This window comes from Actinomycetospora rhizophila (assembly GCF_042657905.1).
In the GTDB taxonomy this organism is placed as follows: domain Bacteria; phylum Actinomycetota; class Actinomycetes; order Mycobacteriales; family Pseudonocardiaceae; genus Actinomycetospora; species Actinomycetospora rhizophila.
The window spans coordinates 89,895-104,695 of sequence record NZ_JBHSKG010000023.1; the positions used below are offsets into that span (position 1 = coordinate 89,895).

The 14,801-nt window shown below is 73.9% G+C and carries 14 protein-coding genes; 5 read left to right on the plus strand and 9 right to left on the minus strand.

Annotation, left to right across the window (positions count from 1 at the left end):
• Positions 1-14 precede the first annotated feature (14 nt).
• A complete protein-coding gene (locus tag ACFPK1_RS29635; protein WP_378024541.1) occupies positions 15-389 on the plus strand; it encodes a VOC family protein in 375 nt (124 codons plus the stop codon).
• A gap of 28 nt (positions 390-417) precedes the next feature.
• Here the strand turns inward: ACFPK1_RS29635 and ACFPK1_RS29640 are convergent, their stop codons facing one another.
• Both ACFPK1_RS29640 and ACFPK1_RS29645 read right to left on the minus strand, forming a co-directional pair.
• Positions 418-1,311, minus strand: a complete 894-nt coding sequence (locus tag ACFPK1_RS29640; RefSeq protein ID WP_378024542.1) for an LLM class F420-dependent oxidoreductase — start codon at positions 1,309-1,311, stop codon at positions 418-420.
• 11 nt (positions 1,312-1,322) lie between these two features.
• Entirely contained in the window at positions 1,323-1,985 is a 663-nt protein-coding gene (locus tag ACFPK1_RS29645; protein WP_378024543.1) for a MerR family transcriptional regulator, read from the minus strand.
• Between the two features lie 71 nt (positions 1,986-2,056).
• On the opposite strand from ACFPK1_RS29645, the gene ACFPK1_RS29650 reads away from it, so the two are divergent.
• Both ACFPK1_RS29650 and ACFPK1_RS29655 read left to right on the plus strand, forming a co-directional pair.
• Positions 2,057-3,010: a hypothetical protein gene (locus tag ACFPK1_RS29650; RefSeq protein ID WP_378024544.1), complete on the plus strand. Its 954-nt coding sequence runs from the start codon at positions 2,057-2,059 to the stop codon at positions 3,008-3,010.
• Complete coding sequence (locus ACFPK1_RS29655; protein WP_378024545.1) at positions 3,007-3,357, plus strand: DUF2834 domain-containing protein; 351 nt, start codon at positions 3,007-3,009, stop codon at positions 3,355-3,357. Before ACFPK1_RS29650 ends, ACFPK1_RS29655 begins: the two co-directional genes overlap by 4 nt.
• A 12-nt stretch (positions 3,358-3,369) precedes the next feature.
• Here ACFPK1_RS29655 and ACFPK1_RS29660 read toward each other — a convergent pair whose 3' ends face one another.
• From ACFPK1_RS29660 to ACFPK1_RS29670, 3 genes are read right to left on the minus strand one after another with little or no spacing between them, the layout of a single operon-like run.
• Positions 3,370-4,518 carry an acyl-CoA dehydrogenase family protein gene (locus ACFPK1_RS29660; protein ID WP_378024546.1) on the minus strand — a complete coding sequence of 383 codons (1,149 nt, stop codon included), beginning with the start codon at positions 4,516-4,518 and terminating at the stop codon, positions 3,370-3,372.
• The gene (locus tag ACFPK1_RS29665) at positions 4,515-6,509 is read right to left on the minus strand and encodes an acetyl/propionyl/methylcrotonyl-CoA carboxylase subunit alpha (RefSeq protein ID WP_378024547.1); all 1,995 of its coding nucleotides are present in this window, start codon (positions 6,507-6,509) and stop codon (positions 4,515-4,517) included. Before ACFPK1_RS29665 ends, ACFPK1_RS29660 begins: the two co-directional genes overlap by 4 nt.
• Positions 6,510-6,517: 8 nt before the next feature.
• Positions 6,518-8,080 (minus strand): acyl-CoA carboxylase subunit beta, encoded by a 1,563-nt coding sequence (locus tag ACFPK1_RS29670; protein ID WP_378024548.1) that lies wholly within the window; start codon positions 8,078-8,080, stop codon positions 6,518-6,520.
• 52 nt (positions 8,081-8,132) lie between these two features.
• Between ACFPK1_RS29670 and ACFPK1_RS29675 the strand changes: the two genes are divergently transcribed.
• A complete protein-coding gene (locus ACFPK1_RS29675) occupies positions 8,133-8,702 on the plus strand; it encodes an SACE_7040 family transcriptional regulator (protein ID WP_378024549.1) in 570 nt (189 codons plus the stop codon).
• A gap of 53 nt (positions 8,703-8,755) precedes the next feature.
• Positions 8,756-9,148 (plus strand): YbjQ family protein, encoded by a 393-nt coding sequence (locus ACFPK1_RS29680; RefSeq protein ID WP_274280145.1) that lies wholly within the window; start codon positions 8,756-8,758, stop codon positions 9,146-9,148.
• A gap of 24 nt (positions 9,149-9,172) precedes the next feature.
• Here the strand turns inward: ACFPK1_RS29680 and ACFPK1_RS29685 are convergent, their stop codons facing one another.
• The 4 genes from ACFPK1_RS29685 to gdhA all read right to left on the minus strand — a co-directional run bounded on the left by ACFPK1_RS29685 (position 9,173) and on the right by gdhA (position 14,617).
• Complete coding sequence (locus ACFPK1_RS29685) at positions 9,173-9,601, minus strand: hypothetical protein (protein ID WP_378024550.1); 429 nt, start codon at positions 9,599-9,601, stop codon at positions 9,173-9,175.
• 73 nt (positions 9,602-9,674) lie between these two features.
• Complete coding sequence (locus ACFPK1_RS29690; protein ID WP_378024551.1) at positions 9,675-11,621, minus strand: S9 family peptidase; 1,947 nt, start codon at positions 11,619-11,621, stop codon at positions 9,675-9,677.
• A gap of 66 nt (positions 11,622-11,687) precedes the next feature.
• On the minus strand, positions 11,688-13,238 hold the full coding sequence (locus tag ACFPK1_RS29695) for an acyl--CoA ligase family protein (protein ID WP_378024552.1): 1,551 nt from the start codon (positions 13,236-13,238) through the stop codon (positions 11,688-11,690).
• A 23-nt stretch (positions 13,239-13,261) separates the two neighbouring features.
• Positions 13,262-14,617, minus strand: coding sequence for an NADP-specific glutamate dehydrogenase (gene gdhA / locus ACFPK1_RS29700; RefSeq protein WP_378024553.1), 1,356 nt, complete (start codon positions 14,615-14,617; stop codon positions 13,262-13,264).
• Positions 14,618-14,801: the final 184 nt, after the last annotated feature.

The window sequence follows — 14,801 nt, forward strand, 5'->3', positions numbered from 1 at the left end:
CGGAGGGAACGAGCGTGGAGATCCTGTCGAGCCGCATCCTCGTGCGTCCCCGCGACTGGGAGGTCTCGCGGCGGTTCTACGCCGAGACGCTCGGGCTCGCGGTCGCCCGCGAGTTCCCCGGCGGCGTGGTGTTCTTCCTGGGCACGGGCTACCTGGAGCTCTCGAAGGCCGGCGCGGTGGCGGTCGGCGACGACGCCCTGTGGCTGCAGGTGCGCTCGCTGCCCTCCTCGGTGGAGGAGCTCCGGGAGCGGGGCGTGACGATCACCCGCGAGCCGCGCCGCGAGCCGTGGGGCCTCGACGAGTGCTGGATCGCCGACCCCGACGGCCGCGCGATCGTCCTCGTCGAGATCCCCCCGGGCCATCCGATCCGCACCGACCTCCGTGAGTGAACTTCGGGGCTATAGCCCCGAAGTTCGCTCACATACCCAGGGCGGCGGCCAGCTCGCGCAGGTGCTCGCGGGGGTCGGCCATCGGGTTCTCGCCGAGGGCCTGGACCAGGACGTGGTCGGCGCCGGCGTCGAGGTGCGCGGTCACCGACGCGGCGATCGTGTCGATGTCACCCATCCCGACCAGCGCCTTCTTCAGGCGGTCCGAGCCGCCGCGGGGCATGTCGGACTCCTCGAAGCCCTGGCGCAGCCACGAGTTCCGGTAGTTCGGCAGGCCCGAGTAGATCTCGAGGTGGGTGTGCGCCCGGCGCATCGCGTCGTCGGCGTCGCCCCCGACGGCCACCGCCTGCTCGGACACCACCCACTTGTCGGCGCCGAGGGCCTCGCGCGTCACCCGGGTCTGCTCCGGGGTGACGAGGTAGGGGTGCACGCCGTCGGTCTCGGCGCCCGCGAGCTCGATCATCTTCGGCCCGAGGGCCGCGACGAGGCGGGCCGGGCGGCCGACGCCGGGCTCGATCTGCTCGGGCACCGCGGCCATGCGCTGCAGGTAGTCGCGCATGGTCGCCAGCGGCTTCGCGTACGTGCCGCCCCGGCCGCGCTCGACCAGCGGGGCGTGGCTCACGCCCAGCCCCAGGACGAACCGGCCCGGGTACTGCGCGGTGAGCGTGCGCCCGCCGCTCTCGGCGGCGATCGGGTCGCGGGCGTGGATGTTGGCGATGCCCGTGCCGACGACGAGGCGGTCGGTGGCGGCGAGGAACGCGCCCGCCTGGGTCAGCGTCTCCTTGCCGTAGGCCTCGCCGTAGAACAGCGAGCCGTAGCCCATCGCCTCGATGTCGCGGGCGGCCTGCTGCGCGTCGCGGATCGACCAGGTGTCGCTGGTCCACCAGACGCCGATGCGGGAGGGGAAGTCGATCCGTGCGGCCATGGCCGCGGACGCTAGCCCGACTCCTCCGGAGCCGCCGGGTCGGGCGGCGGCGGCCCGAACCGGCGCGCCGACACCGACTGCTCGGCCATCCCGCGCAGCGCCGCGATCAGGGCACCGCCGAGCACGATGCCGGTGACCATGCGCTCGACCGACCGCTCGCGCTCCCCGGCGTCGATGACCGCCGAGACCTCGTGCGGCGCGACGGCCTCCAGCGCCTCGGCGTAGACGTCGAGCAGGCCGGCGACCCGCTCACCACCGAGGCGTTCGAGGGTCGCGAGGACGTCCACGGCGGTCCGCCACCCCGGGTTGCGCTCCGAGGTGATCCACCCCCGCCGCTCGACCATCTCCGCGAGGGCCTTCTCCGCCCGCTCGGTGGCGTCGTCCTCGACGGCGTCGGTGCGCGTCATCACCGCGGCCTGGGCCCGCCCCAGCGCGTCGTACAGCGACACCGTCTCGTCGTCGACCGCGGCCAGCACATCCCGGGCACCCGCGATCGACAGGCCCCCGACGTCGATGAGCGCCCGGATCAGGCGCAGGCGCCGCACGTGCGCCGCCCCGTACCGCGCCTGGTTCGGGCTGGTCAGCTCGCCGGCCGGCAGCAGCCCCTCCCGCAGGTAGTACTTGATCGACGCGACGCTCACGCCCGTCTCCCGGCTCAGCTCCCCGATCCGCATCGCTCTCCTCTCTGGACACCATCGATGGATAGTTCTACTCTCCACTCATGGACAGCGTCACTATCCGATCGATGACGAGGGAGTCACGCGCCCTCGCCGTGTTCTGCGCCGCCATGGCCGCGCTCGCGGTCGTGTGTCTCGCCGGGCTGCTCCTCGACCCCCGCCTGCTCGGCGGCCAGCCCATCTGGGCCAAGCCCCTCAAGTTCTCCGTCAGCTTCGTCCTGTACTCCGCCACCCTGGCCTGGATGATCTCGCTGGTCACGGTGCCGCGGACGCGCCGCTGGGCCCGCCGGGCCGGTGTCGTCGTCGCGGCGGCGGGCACGATCGAGATGATCGCGATCGTCGGTCAGGTCGTGCGTGGACGGCCGAGCCACTTCAACGTCGCCACGTCCCTCGACGCGGCCGTCTGGAGCGTCATGGGCACGACGATCGTGGTGCTGTGGCTGGCGACGGCCGGCCTCGGCGTCCTGCTGCTGCGCGAGCGCGGCCTCGCCGTCGACACCGCGTGGGCCGTGCGCCTCGGCCTCGTCGTCACCCTGATCGGCATGGCCGTCGCGTTCCTCATGACCGGCCCCACCGGCGCCCAGGTGGCGGCGGCGCAGGCGACCGGGGCGATGCCGACCATCGGCGCCCACGCCGTCGCCGTCCCCGACGGCGGGCCGGGCCTGCCGCTGGTCGGGTGGAGCACCACGGGCGGCGACCTGCGCATCGCCCACTTCGTCGGACTGCACGCCCTGCAGGGGCTGCCGCTGCTCGCGCTCGGGCTGGGGCTGCTCGCCACCCGCCGCCCGCTGCTGCGCGACGCCCGGGTGCGCGCCCACCTCGTCGGCGTCGCCGGCGCGGCGTGGACCGGCCTGACGGTGCTGCTCACGTGGCAGGCCCTCCGTGGCCAGCCCCTGCTCGCCCCCGACGGCACGACCCTCGCGACCGCGGCGGTCCTCGTCGCCGGCACCGCCGCCGCCACCGTGCTCGCCCTGCGCGGCGGCACCCGCACCACACCCGAGCACACCCTGGAGACCCGATGACCACCGTCGCCCCCACCCGTTCCGGCAGCCCCGTCCTCGTCGCCGTCTACGCGACGCTCTCGGTGATCGGCCTGATCGGGACCTGGTACTTCAACCTCGCGTTCTTCGCGACGGGCGGCACCGACTATGTCGGCGGCTGGTTCGCCAACCCCGCGAGCAGCTCGGCGGCCGTCGACATCATCGTCATGGCGATCGCGGCGTGCGTCGTCATGGTCGTCGAGGGCCGCCGGTTGGGCCTGCGCCCGCTCGTGATCGGGCTGCTCGTGGTGCTCAGCTTCGTCGTCGCCGTGGCCTTCACGTTCCCGCTGTTCCTGGCGCTGCGGGAGAGGCGCCTCCGGCGCACGTGAGTGATGAAGCCATCACAGCCCCAGGTGCCGCGCGATGAGGATCTTCTGCACCTCGCTGGTGCCCTCGCCGATCTCGAGGATCTTGGAGTCGCGGTAGTGCCGGGCCACCGGGTACTCGTTCATGAAGCCGTAGCCACCGAAGATCTGGGTGGCGTCGCGGGCGTTGTCCATCGCCGCGTTGGAGCTCACGAGCTTCGCGACCGCCGCCTCCTTCTTGAACGGCAGCCCGGCGGCCATCTTCTCGGCCGCGTCGTGCCAGGCCAGGCGGGCGCAGACGGTGCGCGCCTCCATCTCGGCGATCTTGAACTGGATACCCTGGTAGGTCCCGATCGCGTGGCCGAACGCCTCGCGCTCGCGGGCGTAGCGCAGCGACTCGTCGACGCAGCCCTGCGCGGCGCCGGTCGAGAGCGCGGCGATGGCGACCCGGCCCTCGTCGAGGATCGACAGGAACTGGGCGTAGCCCCGGCCCCGCTGCCCGACGAGGTTCTCCTCGGGCACGCGGCAGTCGTCGAACGAGAGCTCGTGGGTGTCCGAGGCGTTCCAGCCGACCTTGGAGTAGCTGGGCGCGACGGTGAAGCCCGGGGTCCCGGAGGGGACGAGGATCGCCGAGATCTCCTTCTTCCCGTCCTCGCCGCGGTCGGTGACGGCGGTGACGGTGACCAGCGAGGTGATGTCGGTGCCGGAGTTGGTGATGAACGCCTTCGTCCCGTTGATCACCCAGCCGTCGCCGTCGAGCTTCGCGGTGGTGCGCGTGGCCCCGGCGTCGGACCCGCCGCCGGCCTCGGTGAGCCCGAACCCGCCGAGGTGGCGACCGGTGGCGAGGTCGGGCAGGTACTGGCGCTTCTGCTCGTCGGACCCGAAGCGCAGCAGCGGCATGATCCCCAGCGACACGCCCGCCTCGAGCGTGATGGCCACCGACTGGTCGACGCGCCCGAGCTCCTCGAGGGCCACGCACAGCGCGACGTAGTCGCCGCCCATGCCGTCGTACTCCTCGGGGACGGGCAGCCCGAACAGCCCCATCTCGCCCATCTGCGCGACGAGGTCGTACGGGAACTTCTCCTTGATGTAGTACTCGCCGATGACCGGCGCGACCTCCTTCTGCGCGAACTCCTCGACCGTGGCGCGCAGGGCCTCGTGCTCGTCCGACAGCTGCATGATCATTCTCCTGAGTCGGGCACGACGGTGACCAGCGGCGCGTCGAGGGCGACGGCGGCCCCGGCCTTCGCGGCCAGGTCCTTCACGACGCCGTCGACGGGCGCCGACACCACGTGCTCCATCTTCATGGCCTCGACGACGACCAGTCGCTGGCCTGCGGTGACGTGGTCGCCCTCGGCGACCTCCACGGCGGTGACCGTGCCGGGCATCGGCGCGGTGAGCGGGCCGTCCGCGCCGGCCCCGGCGGCGGTCCGGGCGGCGCGCAGGCGTTCCTGCTCGCGCAGCGCCCAGACCCCGCCCTCGCGGCCGAGCCAGCGGACGCCGTCGGCTCCCCCGGTCGTCGCGGTGCGGAAGCGGCGGGTGGCGCCGTCGAGGGTCAGCACGACGTCGGCGCCGTCGCGGCGCCCCTGCGCCGGGCGCGGGAGGCCCTCGGCGCCGATGGTGACGACGGCGTCCTCGGGCGGTCCGGCGACGGCGACGTCCACCGGATCGCCGGTCGCGCCGGCGGCGGGCACGACGCGCCAGCGCGCGGGGGCGGGGTCGGCTCCGAGGCGCCAGCCGCCGATGCGGTCGAAGGGGTCGTCGCCGGTCGTCCTGTCCGCCAGGTCCAGCAGCCCCGCGAGCGCCGCGGCGGCGAGGACGTCGTCGGGGAGGTCCTCGGCGGGCACGGGCAGGCGCGCGATCAGCCCGGTGTCGAGGCGCCCGGCGCGCACGTCGTCGTCGGCGATCAGGGTGCGCAGCCACGCGAGGTTGGTGCGCACGCCGAGCACGGTGGTGCCCGCGAGCGCGGCGTCGAGGCGGTCGAGGGCGCTCGCCCGGTCAGGGCCCCACGTGATGATCTTCGCGAGCATCGGGTCGTAGCGGGACCCGACCTCGGTGCCGGTGGCGACGCCGGCGTCCACGCGGGCGTTCGCCGGCCACACCAGGTCGAGGATCCGGCCGCCGGTGGGCAGGAAGCCGCGCGACGGGTCCTCGGCGTAGAGGCGGACCTCGACGGCGTGGCCCTCGAGCGCGATGTCGCCCTGGTCGTAGCCCAGCTCCTCGCCGGCGGCGATGCGCAGCTGCTCGGCGACGAGGTCGAGCCGCCCGCCGCGCACCCGGACGACCTCCTCGGTGACCGGGTGCTCGACCTGCAGGCGGGTGTTCATCTCGAGGAAGAAGAACTCGCTCGCGTCGGCGTTCGTCACGAACTCGACGGTCCCGGCGCCGACGTAGCCGCAGGCGCGGGCGGCCTCGACCGCGGCCTCGCCCATCGCGTGGCGCTGCGTCGCGTCGAGCACCGCGGACGGCGCCTCCTCGACGACCTTCTGGTGGCGGCGCTGCAGCGAGCACTCGCGCTCGCCGAGGTGCACGACGGTGCCGTGGGCGTCGGCGAGCACCTGGATCTCGACGTGGCGGGGGTCGGTGACGTAGCGCTCGACGAGCAGCGTGTCGTCGCCGAAGCTCCCCCGCGCCTCGCGCCGCGCCGCGGTGATGGCCTGCTCGAGGTCCTCGGAGCGCTCGACCACGTGCATGCCCTTGCCGCCGCCGCCGGCGCTGGGCTTGAGCAGCACGGGGAAGCCGATCTCGCGCGCGGCCGCGGCGACCTGCGCGTCGTCGAGCCCCGACCCGTCGGAGCCGGGCACCAGCGGCACCCCCGCCGGGCCCACCGTGGCCTTGGCGCGGATCTTGTCGCCCATCGCCTCGATGGCCGCCGGCGGCGGGCCGATCCACGTCAGCCCCGCGTCGGCGACCTGCCGGGCGAACCCGGCGTTCTCGGCGAGGAAGCCGTAGCCCGGGTGCACGGCATGCGCACCGACCGCGCGTCCGGCCTCGAGGATCGCGGCGCCGTCGAGGTAGTCGGGCACGCGGACGGCGACGTCGGCGGCCGCGACGTGCGGGGCGCCCGCATCGGGGTCGGTGTACACGGCGACGGCGCGCAGGCCCCGCGCGTGCAGGGTCCGCGTGATCCGCACGGCGATCTCGCCGCGGTTGGCGATGAGCACACTGCTGAACACGGTGTCCCTCACATCCGGAAGACGCCGAAGTGCGGCGCGTCGAGGGGGGCGTTGGCGCAGGCGGAGAGCGCGAGACCGAGGACGGTGCGGGTGTCGGCCGGGTCGATGACGCCGTCGTCCCACAGGCGCGCGGTGGAGTAGTACGGGTGGCCCTGGTGCTCGTACTGCTCCCGGACACCCTCGGCGTCGGACGACCCGACCGTGCCCAGCACCGTCGCCGCCTGCTCGGCGCCCATGACGCTGATCCGCGCGTTGGGCCACATCCACAGGAAGCGCGGCGAGTAGGCCCGCCCGCTCATCGCGTAGTTACCGGCACCGTAGGAGCCGCCGATGACGACGGTCAGCTTGGGCACGCGGGTGGTCGCGACGGCGGTGACCATCTTGGCGCCGTCCTTGGCGATGCCGCCGGCCTCGTACTCGCGGCCGACCATGAACCCGGTGATGTTCTGCAGGAACACCAGCGGGATGCCGCGCTGGTCGCACAGCTCGACGAAGTGCGCGCCCTTGAGCGCCGACTCGCGGAAGAGCACGCCGTTGTTGGCGACGATGCCGACGGGGTGGCCGTGCAGGCGGGCGAAGCCGGTGACCAGCGTCGTGCCGTAGTCGGGCTTGAACGGGGTGAAGCTGCTGCCGTCGACGAGGCGGGTGATCACCTCGTGGACGTCGTAGGCGGTGCGCCCGTCGACCGGGACGACGTCGTAGAGCTCTTCGGGGTCGTGGTCGGGTTCGACGGTGGGGCGGCGCTCCCACGGCATCGGGGCGCGGGGGCCGAAGGTGTCGACGATGTCGCGCACCATCGACAGGGCGTGCGCGTCGTCGTCGGCGAGGTGGTCGACGACTCCGGAGGTGCGGGCGTGCAGGACGCCGCCGCCGAGCTCCTCGGCGGTGACCTCCTCGCCGGTCGCGGCCTTCACCAGCGGCGGGCCGCCGAGGAAGATCGTGCCCTGGTCGCGGACGATGATCGCCTCGTCGCTCATGGCCGGGACGTAGGCGCCGCCCGCGGTGCACGAGCCCAGGACCGCGGCGATCTGCGGGATGCCGAGCCCGGACATCGTCGCCTGGTTGTAGAAGATGCGCCCGAAGTGCTCGCGGTCGGGGAAGACCTGGTCCTGCTCGGGCAGGAACGCGCCGCCGGAGTCGACGAGGTAGATGCACGGCAGCCGGTTGTGCAGCGCGACCTCCTGGGCGCGCAGGTGCTTCTTCACCGTCATCGGGTAGTAGGTGCCGCCCTTGACGGTGGCGTCGTTGGCGACGACGACGCACTCGCGCCCGGCGATGCGCCCGACGCCGGTGATGATCCCGGCGCCCGGGGCGGCGTCGCCGTACATCCCGGTGGCGGCGAGCGGGGAGAGCTCGAGGAACGGGCTCGACGGGTCGAGCAGGGCGTCGACGCGGTCGCGCGGGAGCAGCTTGCCGCGCTCGACGTGGCGCTGCCGGGAGCGCTCCGGCCCGCCGAGCCGCGCCGTCGCGAGCCGCTCGCGCAGGTCGGCGACGAGCTCCCGGTGCCCGGTCGCTACATCGGTGGTGGGCGCGGCCACGCTCGACCTCCTTCTGGTCACGTTAACGCTCATTCACGTTAGCGTCCGTTCACAACGCCTGGCAAGAGGCGTTAGTGTGCCGAGGGTGCCGGTCACCACGTCCCGCCGCGAGCAGATCCTCAGCGAGGCCGCGCGCCTGTTCGCCCGCCACGGGTTCCACGGCGTGTCCATCGACGGGATCGGCGCCGCGGTCGGGGTCAGCGGGCCGGCCCTCTACCGGCACTTCCCGTCCAAGGAGGGGCTGCTCGCCGAGATGCTGGTCGGCATCAGCGAGCACCTGCTCGCGGGCGGGCAGGAGCGCGCCGCGCAGCACACCGACCCCGTCGACCTGCTCGACGCGCTCATCGCCTTCCACACCGACTTCGCGCTGCGCCAGCCCGAGCTGATCACCGTGCAGGACCGCGACCTCGCCAACCTGCCCGACGACGCGCGCCGGCGGGTGCGCGGCCTGCAGCGGGCCTACGTCGAGATCTGGGTCGGCGCGCTGGTCCGGGCCGGGCTCGCCGCGAGCGACGTGGCCGCCCGCGTCGCGGCGCACGCGGCGTTCGGGCTGATGAACTCGACCCCGCGCAGCGCCACGCACACCGGCGCCGACGTCGCCGCCGGCATCCTGATCACCATGACCCGCGCCGCACTGCACGCGCACCCTGTCTGACCGGCGACAACGGGCACGACAGGCCGGCGGCTGCGCCGCTACGCTCCGCGCCTGTGAACCAGCCGCAGCAGCAGCACGGCCAGCACCCGGGACAGTTCCAGGGCCAGCGCTACCCGATCCTGCTCTCGACCATGAACGACCTCCCGGGCTACGAGGTCGTCCGCGTGTTCGGCGAGGTCTTCGGGCTCACCGTCCGCAGCCGCAACATGTTCTCGACCATGGGCGCGGGCTTCAAGGCGATGGCCGGCGGCGAGCTCAAGGGCCTGTCGAAGCTGCTGTCCGACTCGCGCCACGAGGCGCTCGGGCGGCTCTCGGAGGAGGCGATGGCGTTCGGCGCCAACGCCGTGCTCGCGCTGCGCTTCGACTGCAACGAGATCGCCCAGACCGCCAGCGAGATCGCCGCGTACGGCACCGCCGTCTACGTCGTCCCGCACACCCAGCGCTGATCCGCCGGCGTTGATCCGACGGCGCTAGACCCCGCGCGCGGCGTACTCCTCCTCGACCCCGAGCAGGCGGTTGCGCCGCATCGTCGCCTCCTCGAGGCGGGCGCGCACCGACCGCTGGCGCGAGAGCAGCTCGCGGACGTAGTCGGTCCGCCCCGCCTCGGTGGCCTGGTGGATCTGCTCGCTCAGCTTGGCGTCGAAGCGCTCGAACACCCCGACGTGCTGGTCGGCGTCGCGCCGGCGCCGCACGGCCTCCTCGTACTGCGCGCGCGTCACGACCCCGGCGGGCGCGGGCGGCGGGGGCGTGCCGTAGCCGGCGATGCCGTGGCCCGGCGCGCCCGGGGGCGGGTCGTAGGGGCGCGGCGCACCGACGCCGGTGTACGCGGGCGGCGCGGTCTCGACCGCCTGCGCGTCGCGGCCGCGCCCGAAGAAGCGGCCCAGTCGTGAGGTCGCCATGGCGCTCTCCCCTCACTCGGAGTGACGCCCCTCACTCTGCCCGGCACGCGCCCGGGACGGAAGCACGCACCGGTCATCCGCGCTCGATCGGTACGGGCTCGATGCCTTCCTCGGCCGGCAGCGCGAAGCCGAACATCTCGGCGAAGAACGCGAGCTCGGCGTCGAGGGCGCGGCGGATGTTCTCGGCCTTGCGGAACCCGTGCTGCTCGCCGGGGAACAGCAGGTACGCGACGGGCACGCGCCGGCGCCGCAGCGCCTCCACGATCATCTCCGACTGGTTGGGCGGGACGATCGCGTCCTCGTCGCCCTGCAGCACGATCAACGGCGTGGCGAACCGCTCGACGTGCGTGATCGGCGAGCGCTCCACGTAGACCTCGCGCGCCGCCGGGTACGGGCCCACGAGACCGTCGAGGTAGCGCGACTCGAACTTGTGGGTGTCGTGGGCCAGCGCCTCGAGATCGGCGACACCGAAGTGGTCGGCGCCCGCCGAGAACGGGGTGTCGTCGCGGGCCAGCGCGGCGAGCGTCGTGAACCCGCCCGCCGAGCCGCCCCGGATGGCCAGCCGGTGCGGGTCGACGCGCCCGGCGTCGGCGAGCGCGCGGGCCGCGGCGAGGCAGTCGGCGACGTCGACGATCCCCCAGGCGCCCTGCAGCTGCTCGCGGTAGGCGCGCCCGTAGCCGGTGGAGCCGCCGTAGTCGACGTCGACCACCCCGAAGCCCCGGCTCGTCCAGTACTGCAGGCCCAGGGCGAGCACCGGGCTGGCCTGCCCGGTCGGGCCGCCGTGGATGACGACGAGCAGCGGCGGGAGCTCGCCCGCGGGCGCGCTGTGCGTCCGGGCCGGCGGGTAGTACAGCGCGTGCGCGTCGCGCGGGCGCCCCGCCCCGTCGACCGACGCGAACGTCATCGGCTCCGGCACCGAGATCGTCGCGGGGTCGAGCCCCAGGTCGCGGGGCGCGCGCAGCGTGGTGACGGTGCCGTCGACCGAGACGCGGTGCACCCCGGCCTCGGCGGTCGGCGAGCCGGCGACGCACACGACGGCGTCGGGACCGTCCGCCCGCACCGACCGGATCGCCGTGAACCCGGTGTCGAGCTCGGTCACCGTGCCCTCGGGGGCGCGCACGCACAGGGCGTCGAAGCCCTGCGACGAGCGCGCGAACACGACCCGGTCGCCGACGCTCGCGTGGCGGGCGCCGGCGAGCTGCCAGGCGGGCAGGCCGATCTCGGCGTCGATCACCACGAGCGGGGTCACGCCGGCGTCGGCGGACCAGCGGTAGAGGTTCCACCACCCCGTGCGGTCGGACAGGAAGTGCAGCGAGCTGTCGGCCTGCCAGACCGGCTCGACGACCGACTCGCCGGGCCCGCCCGCGACGACGGTGTCCGCGCCGGTCGCGAGGTCCCGCACGGTGAGCACGGTGTCGTCCCACGGCATCGACGGGTGGTCCCAGGAGATCCACGCCAGCCGGGCCGCGTCGGGCGACAGGCGCGGGGCGGCGACGAAGTCGGGACCGCTGACCAGCACCTGCGGCTCGCCCGCCGCCCGGGCGTCGAGGCGCACGATCTCGTTGACGACCTCGGTGGCCGGGGCGCCCTCGCGCGGGTGGTGCTCGCGGACGCAGACCAGCCAGGAGCCGTCCGGGGCGACGTCGCCGTCGGCGTAGCGGTCGCCCCGCGGCGTGGCGGGCTCCGGGGTCAGCGTCGTGACCACGCCGTCGTCGAGGCGGCGCAGCCGCTGGTCGGCCCAGTCGACGAAGAACACCGCGTCGCCGTGGAGCCACCACGCGCCGCCGCCGTACTCGTGGACCGCGGTGCGGGCGTTGGCGCCGTCGGGCAGCAGGTCGGTGACCGTGCCCGCGGCGTCGCGGCGCACGAGCTGGATGCGGCCGCCCTCGGCCGCCCGCCCCTCGCCCCACACGACGCCGCCGCGCCCGTCGGGGCGGACGTCGTCGAGCCGGACCGCGGCGGCGACGAGGCGCTCCGACGTGATCGGGGTCGGCCAGGAACCGTGGGGGAGCGTGGTCACGCCGCCATGATCCACGGAAGAATACGGACGCTCAGTGTCAGCGACGCGCCGCCGCTGACACCGGCGTTACTCCGCCTGCTCCCGCAGCACGTTCTTCTGGATCTTCCCGGTCGAGGTCTTCGGCAGGTCCGTGAAGATGATCCGCTTCGGTGCCTTGAACCGGGCGAGGTTCGCGCGGACGTGCTCGATGAGCACCTCGGCCTCGACGTCCTGCGACACCGTCACGAACGCGATCGGGATCTCGCCCCACCGCTCGTCGGGCGCGCCGACGACCGCGGACTCGATCACCGCCGGGTGGCTGTCGAGGACCCGCTCGACCTCGACGGACGCGATGTTCTCGCCGCCGGAGATGATGACGTCCTTGCTCCGGTCGCGGATCTCGATGTAGCCGTCGGGGTGGATGACGCCGAGGTCGCCGGTGCGGAACCACCCGTCGGCATCGACCTCCGCGGTGGCCTCGGGGTCGCGGTAGTAGCCGAGCATGACGTCGTTGCCGCGCAGCACGAGCTCGCCGAGCGACTCGCCGTCCCAGGGCACGTCGCCCTCGTCGGCGTCCTCGCCGGCGAGCACCCGCAGCCGCTGCGCGACGACGTTGCCGACGCCCTGGCGCGCCTTGAGCCGCGCCTGCTCGTCGGCGTCGAGGGCGTCCCACTCGGGGTGCCAGTCGTTGACCGCCGCCGGCCCGTAGGTCTCGGTGAGCCCGTACAGGTGGGTGACCGACATCCCGAGCTCGTCCATCCGCGCGAGCAGCGTCGGCGAGGGCGGCGCGCCGCCGGTGGCGACCGTGACCCGCTCGGGTGCCGGCCCGTCCGTCGCCGCCTCGGCGTGCGCGATCATCGTCAGCACCGTCGGGGCCGCGCAGTAGTGCGTGACGCCCTCGGTGCGGATCAGCCGCCAGATCTCCTCGGGGTCGATCGCGCGCAGGCAGACGTGCAGCCCGCCCGCGGCGGTGACCGCCCAGGGGAAGCACCAGCCGTCGCAGTGGAACATCGGCAGGGTCCAGAGGTAGCGCGACGCCGGCTGCAGGCGCATGTGGAAGGCCATCGCCAGCGCCTGGAGGTTGGCGCCGCGGTGGTGGTACATCACGCCCTTGGGACGCCCGGTCGTCCCCGACGTGTAGTTGATCGCGAGCAGGCCGCGCTCGTCGGCGACCGGGACGACGCGCTCCGGGGCGTCGGCGACGAGGCCCTCGTAGCGCTCCCCCTCCTCGACGAGCGCGACCCCGGTGCGCTCCGCCACGGCCCGGGCGTTCTCCACCAGCTCGCGGGTCGCGATCAGCAGCTTCGCCCCGGAGTGCTCGACGATGTGGACGATCTCGTCGACCGAGAGCCGGGTGTTCAGCGGCACGAGCACCGCGCCGGCGTAGGGCACGCCGTGGTGGCACTCGAGCATGACGTGGCTGTTGGTCGCCAGCGCCGCGACGCGGTCGCCGGGCTCGATCCCGAGCCCGTGCAGCGCCCCCGCGAGCCGCCGCGACCGCGCGCCGAACTCGGCGTAGGTGAACCGGGCGTCCCCGTCGACGACCGCGTCGCGGCCGGCGAACACGTGGGCCGCGCGGTCCAGGAACGCCGTGGGGGTGAGCTCGGCGAAGCTGAAGGGAGCCGGGGTGACGGACATGCCCGGAGGTCTACCCGATCGCCCTACACCACGCCCAGGCTCGTCATCGCCTCCGCGACGCGCAGGAAGCCCGCGGCGTTGGCGCCGTTCTCGAGGTCGGTCGGGTCGCCGTGGTAGCGCTCGGCGGCGTCGCGGACCCGGTCGTAGGCGTCGGACATGATCGCCTGGAGGCGCTCGTCGACGTCCTCGCCGCGCCACCGCTCGCGCCCGGCGTTCTGCTGCATCTCCAGCGCCGACACCGCGACGCCCCCGGAGTTCGCGGCCTTCCCGGGCCCGAAGCCGATGCCGGCCTCGCGCAGGATCTCGCGTGCCTTCGGGGTGACCGGGCCGTTCGCACCCTCGGCCACCGCCCAGCACCCGTGGTCGACCAGCGCGCGGGCCTCGTCCGGGCCGATCTCGTTCTGGGTCGCGCAGGGCAGTGCGACGTCGCACTCCAGGGTGAACGGCGAGCCGTCGGAGGCCTCGGCGCCCGAGCGCTTCTCGGCGTAGTCGGCCACCGAGCCGCGCTGGCCCTTGACCTCGCGCAGCAGGTCGACGTCGATGCCCTCGGGCTCGGACACCGAGCCCCGCGAGTCCGAGCAGCCGACGACCGTGCCGCCCGAGGCGACCACCTTGTCCATCGCGAAGAGCGCGACGTTGCCGCTGCCGGAGACGACGACGCGGGCACCGTCGAGGTCGCGGCCCTGCTCGGCGAGCATCCGCCGGGTGAAGTAGACGGTGCCGAAGCCCGTCGCCTCGGGGCGCAGCGCCGAGCCGCCCAGCACGGCCGGCTTGCCGGTGAACGCGCCGGGCTCGTGGTAGCCGATGAGGCGCTGGTACTGCCCGTAGATCCAGCCGATCTCGCGGGACCCGACGCCCATGTCGCCGGCGGGGACGTCCACCGCGGCGCCGACGTGGCTGGCCAGCTCGGTGGCGAACGACTGGCAGAACCGCATGAGCTCGCCGGTCGACAGCTCCTTCGGGTCGACGTCCGCGCCGCCCTTGCCGCCGCCGATGTCCTGGCCGGTCAGGGCGTTCTTGAACACCTGCTCGAAGCCGAGGAACTTGATGACGTCGAGGTCGACCGACGGCGCGAACCGCAGGCCGCCCTTGTAGGGGCCGAGGGCGGAGTTGAACTGCACGCGGAACCCGCGGTTCACCCGCACCCGTCCCCCGTCGTCGACCCACGGCACCCGGAACACGATGACCCGCTCGGGCTCGCAGAGCCGCCCGACGACGTCGGCGTACTCCGGGTGCTCGAGGAGCACGGGCCCGATGCTGCGCAGCACGCCGCGCACGTCGGCGTGGAAGAACTCCTGGTGGGGGTCCCGGCGCAGGACGTCGCGCCAGACCTCCCGCAGTGCCGCGTCCTCGGGCTCGTCGCTGCCGTCGTGGGTCATCGCCGTCCTTCCGAAACGTCGCTGTTCCGGTCGGCGTGGTACCCCACGCTGATCGGTCTCAGGCATCCCATGGGCTCCAGGGTCAAGCTGCAGATGCCTGACGGTGGGCCCATGCGGTGGTCTCGTCGTAGGGAGTTCGGGTCTTGAGGCAGCCGTGCAGTATGCCCACGAGGCGGTTGCCGAG

Excerpts from the sequence above, each read along its gene's own strand:
- ACFPK1_RS29650 (WP_378024544.1), top strand. The coding sequence starts at position 2,057 with ATGACGAGGGAGTCACGCGCCCTCGCCGTGTTCTGCGCCGCCATGGCC.
- ACFPK1_RS29660 (WP_378024546.1), bottom strand. The coding sequence starts at position 4,518 with ATGATCATGCAGCTGTCGGACGAGCACGAGGCCCTGCGCGCCACGGTC.
- ACFPK1_RS29685 (WP_378024550.1), bottom strand. The coding sequence starts at position 9,601 with ATGGCGACCTCACGACTGGGCCGCTTCTTCGGGCGCGGCCGCGACGCG.
- ACFPK1_RS29640 (WP_378024542.1), bottom strand. The coding sequence starts at position 1,311 with ATGGCCGCACGGATCGACTTCCCCTCCCGCATCGGCGTCTGGTGGACC.
- ACFPK1_RS29655 (WP_378024545.1), top strand. The coding sequence starts at position 3,007 with ATGACCACCGTCGCCCCCACCCGTTCCGGCAGCCCCGTCCTCGTCGCC.
- ACFPK1_RS29645 (WP_378024543.1), bottom strand. The coding sequence starts at position 1,985 with ATGCGGATCGGGGAGCTGAGCCGGGAGACGGGCGTGAGCGTCGCGTCG.
- ACFPK1_RS29670 (WP_378024548.1), bottom strand. The coding sequence starts at position 8,080 with ATGAGCGTTAACGTGACCAGAAGGAGGTCGAGCGTGGCCGCGCCCACC.
- gdhA (WP_378024553.1), bottom strand. The coding sequence starts at position 14,617 with ATGACCCACGACGGCAGCGACGAGCCCGAGGACGCGGCACTGCGGGAG.
- ACFPK1_RS29695 (WP_378024552.1), bottom strand. The coding sequence starts at position 13,238 with ATGTCCGTCACCCCGGCTCCCTTCAGCTTCGCCGAGCTCACCCCCACG.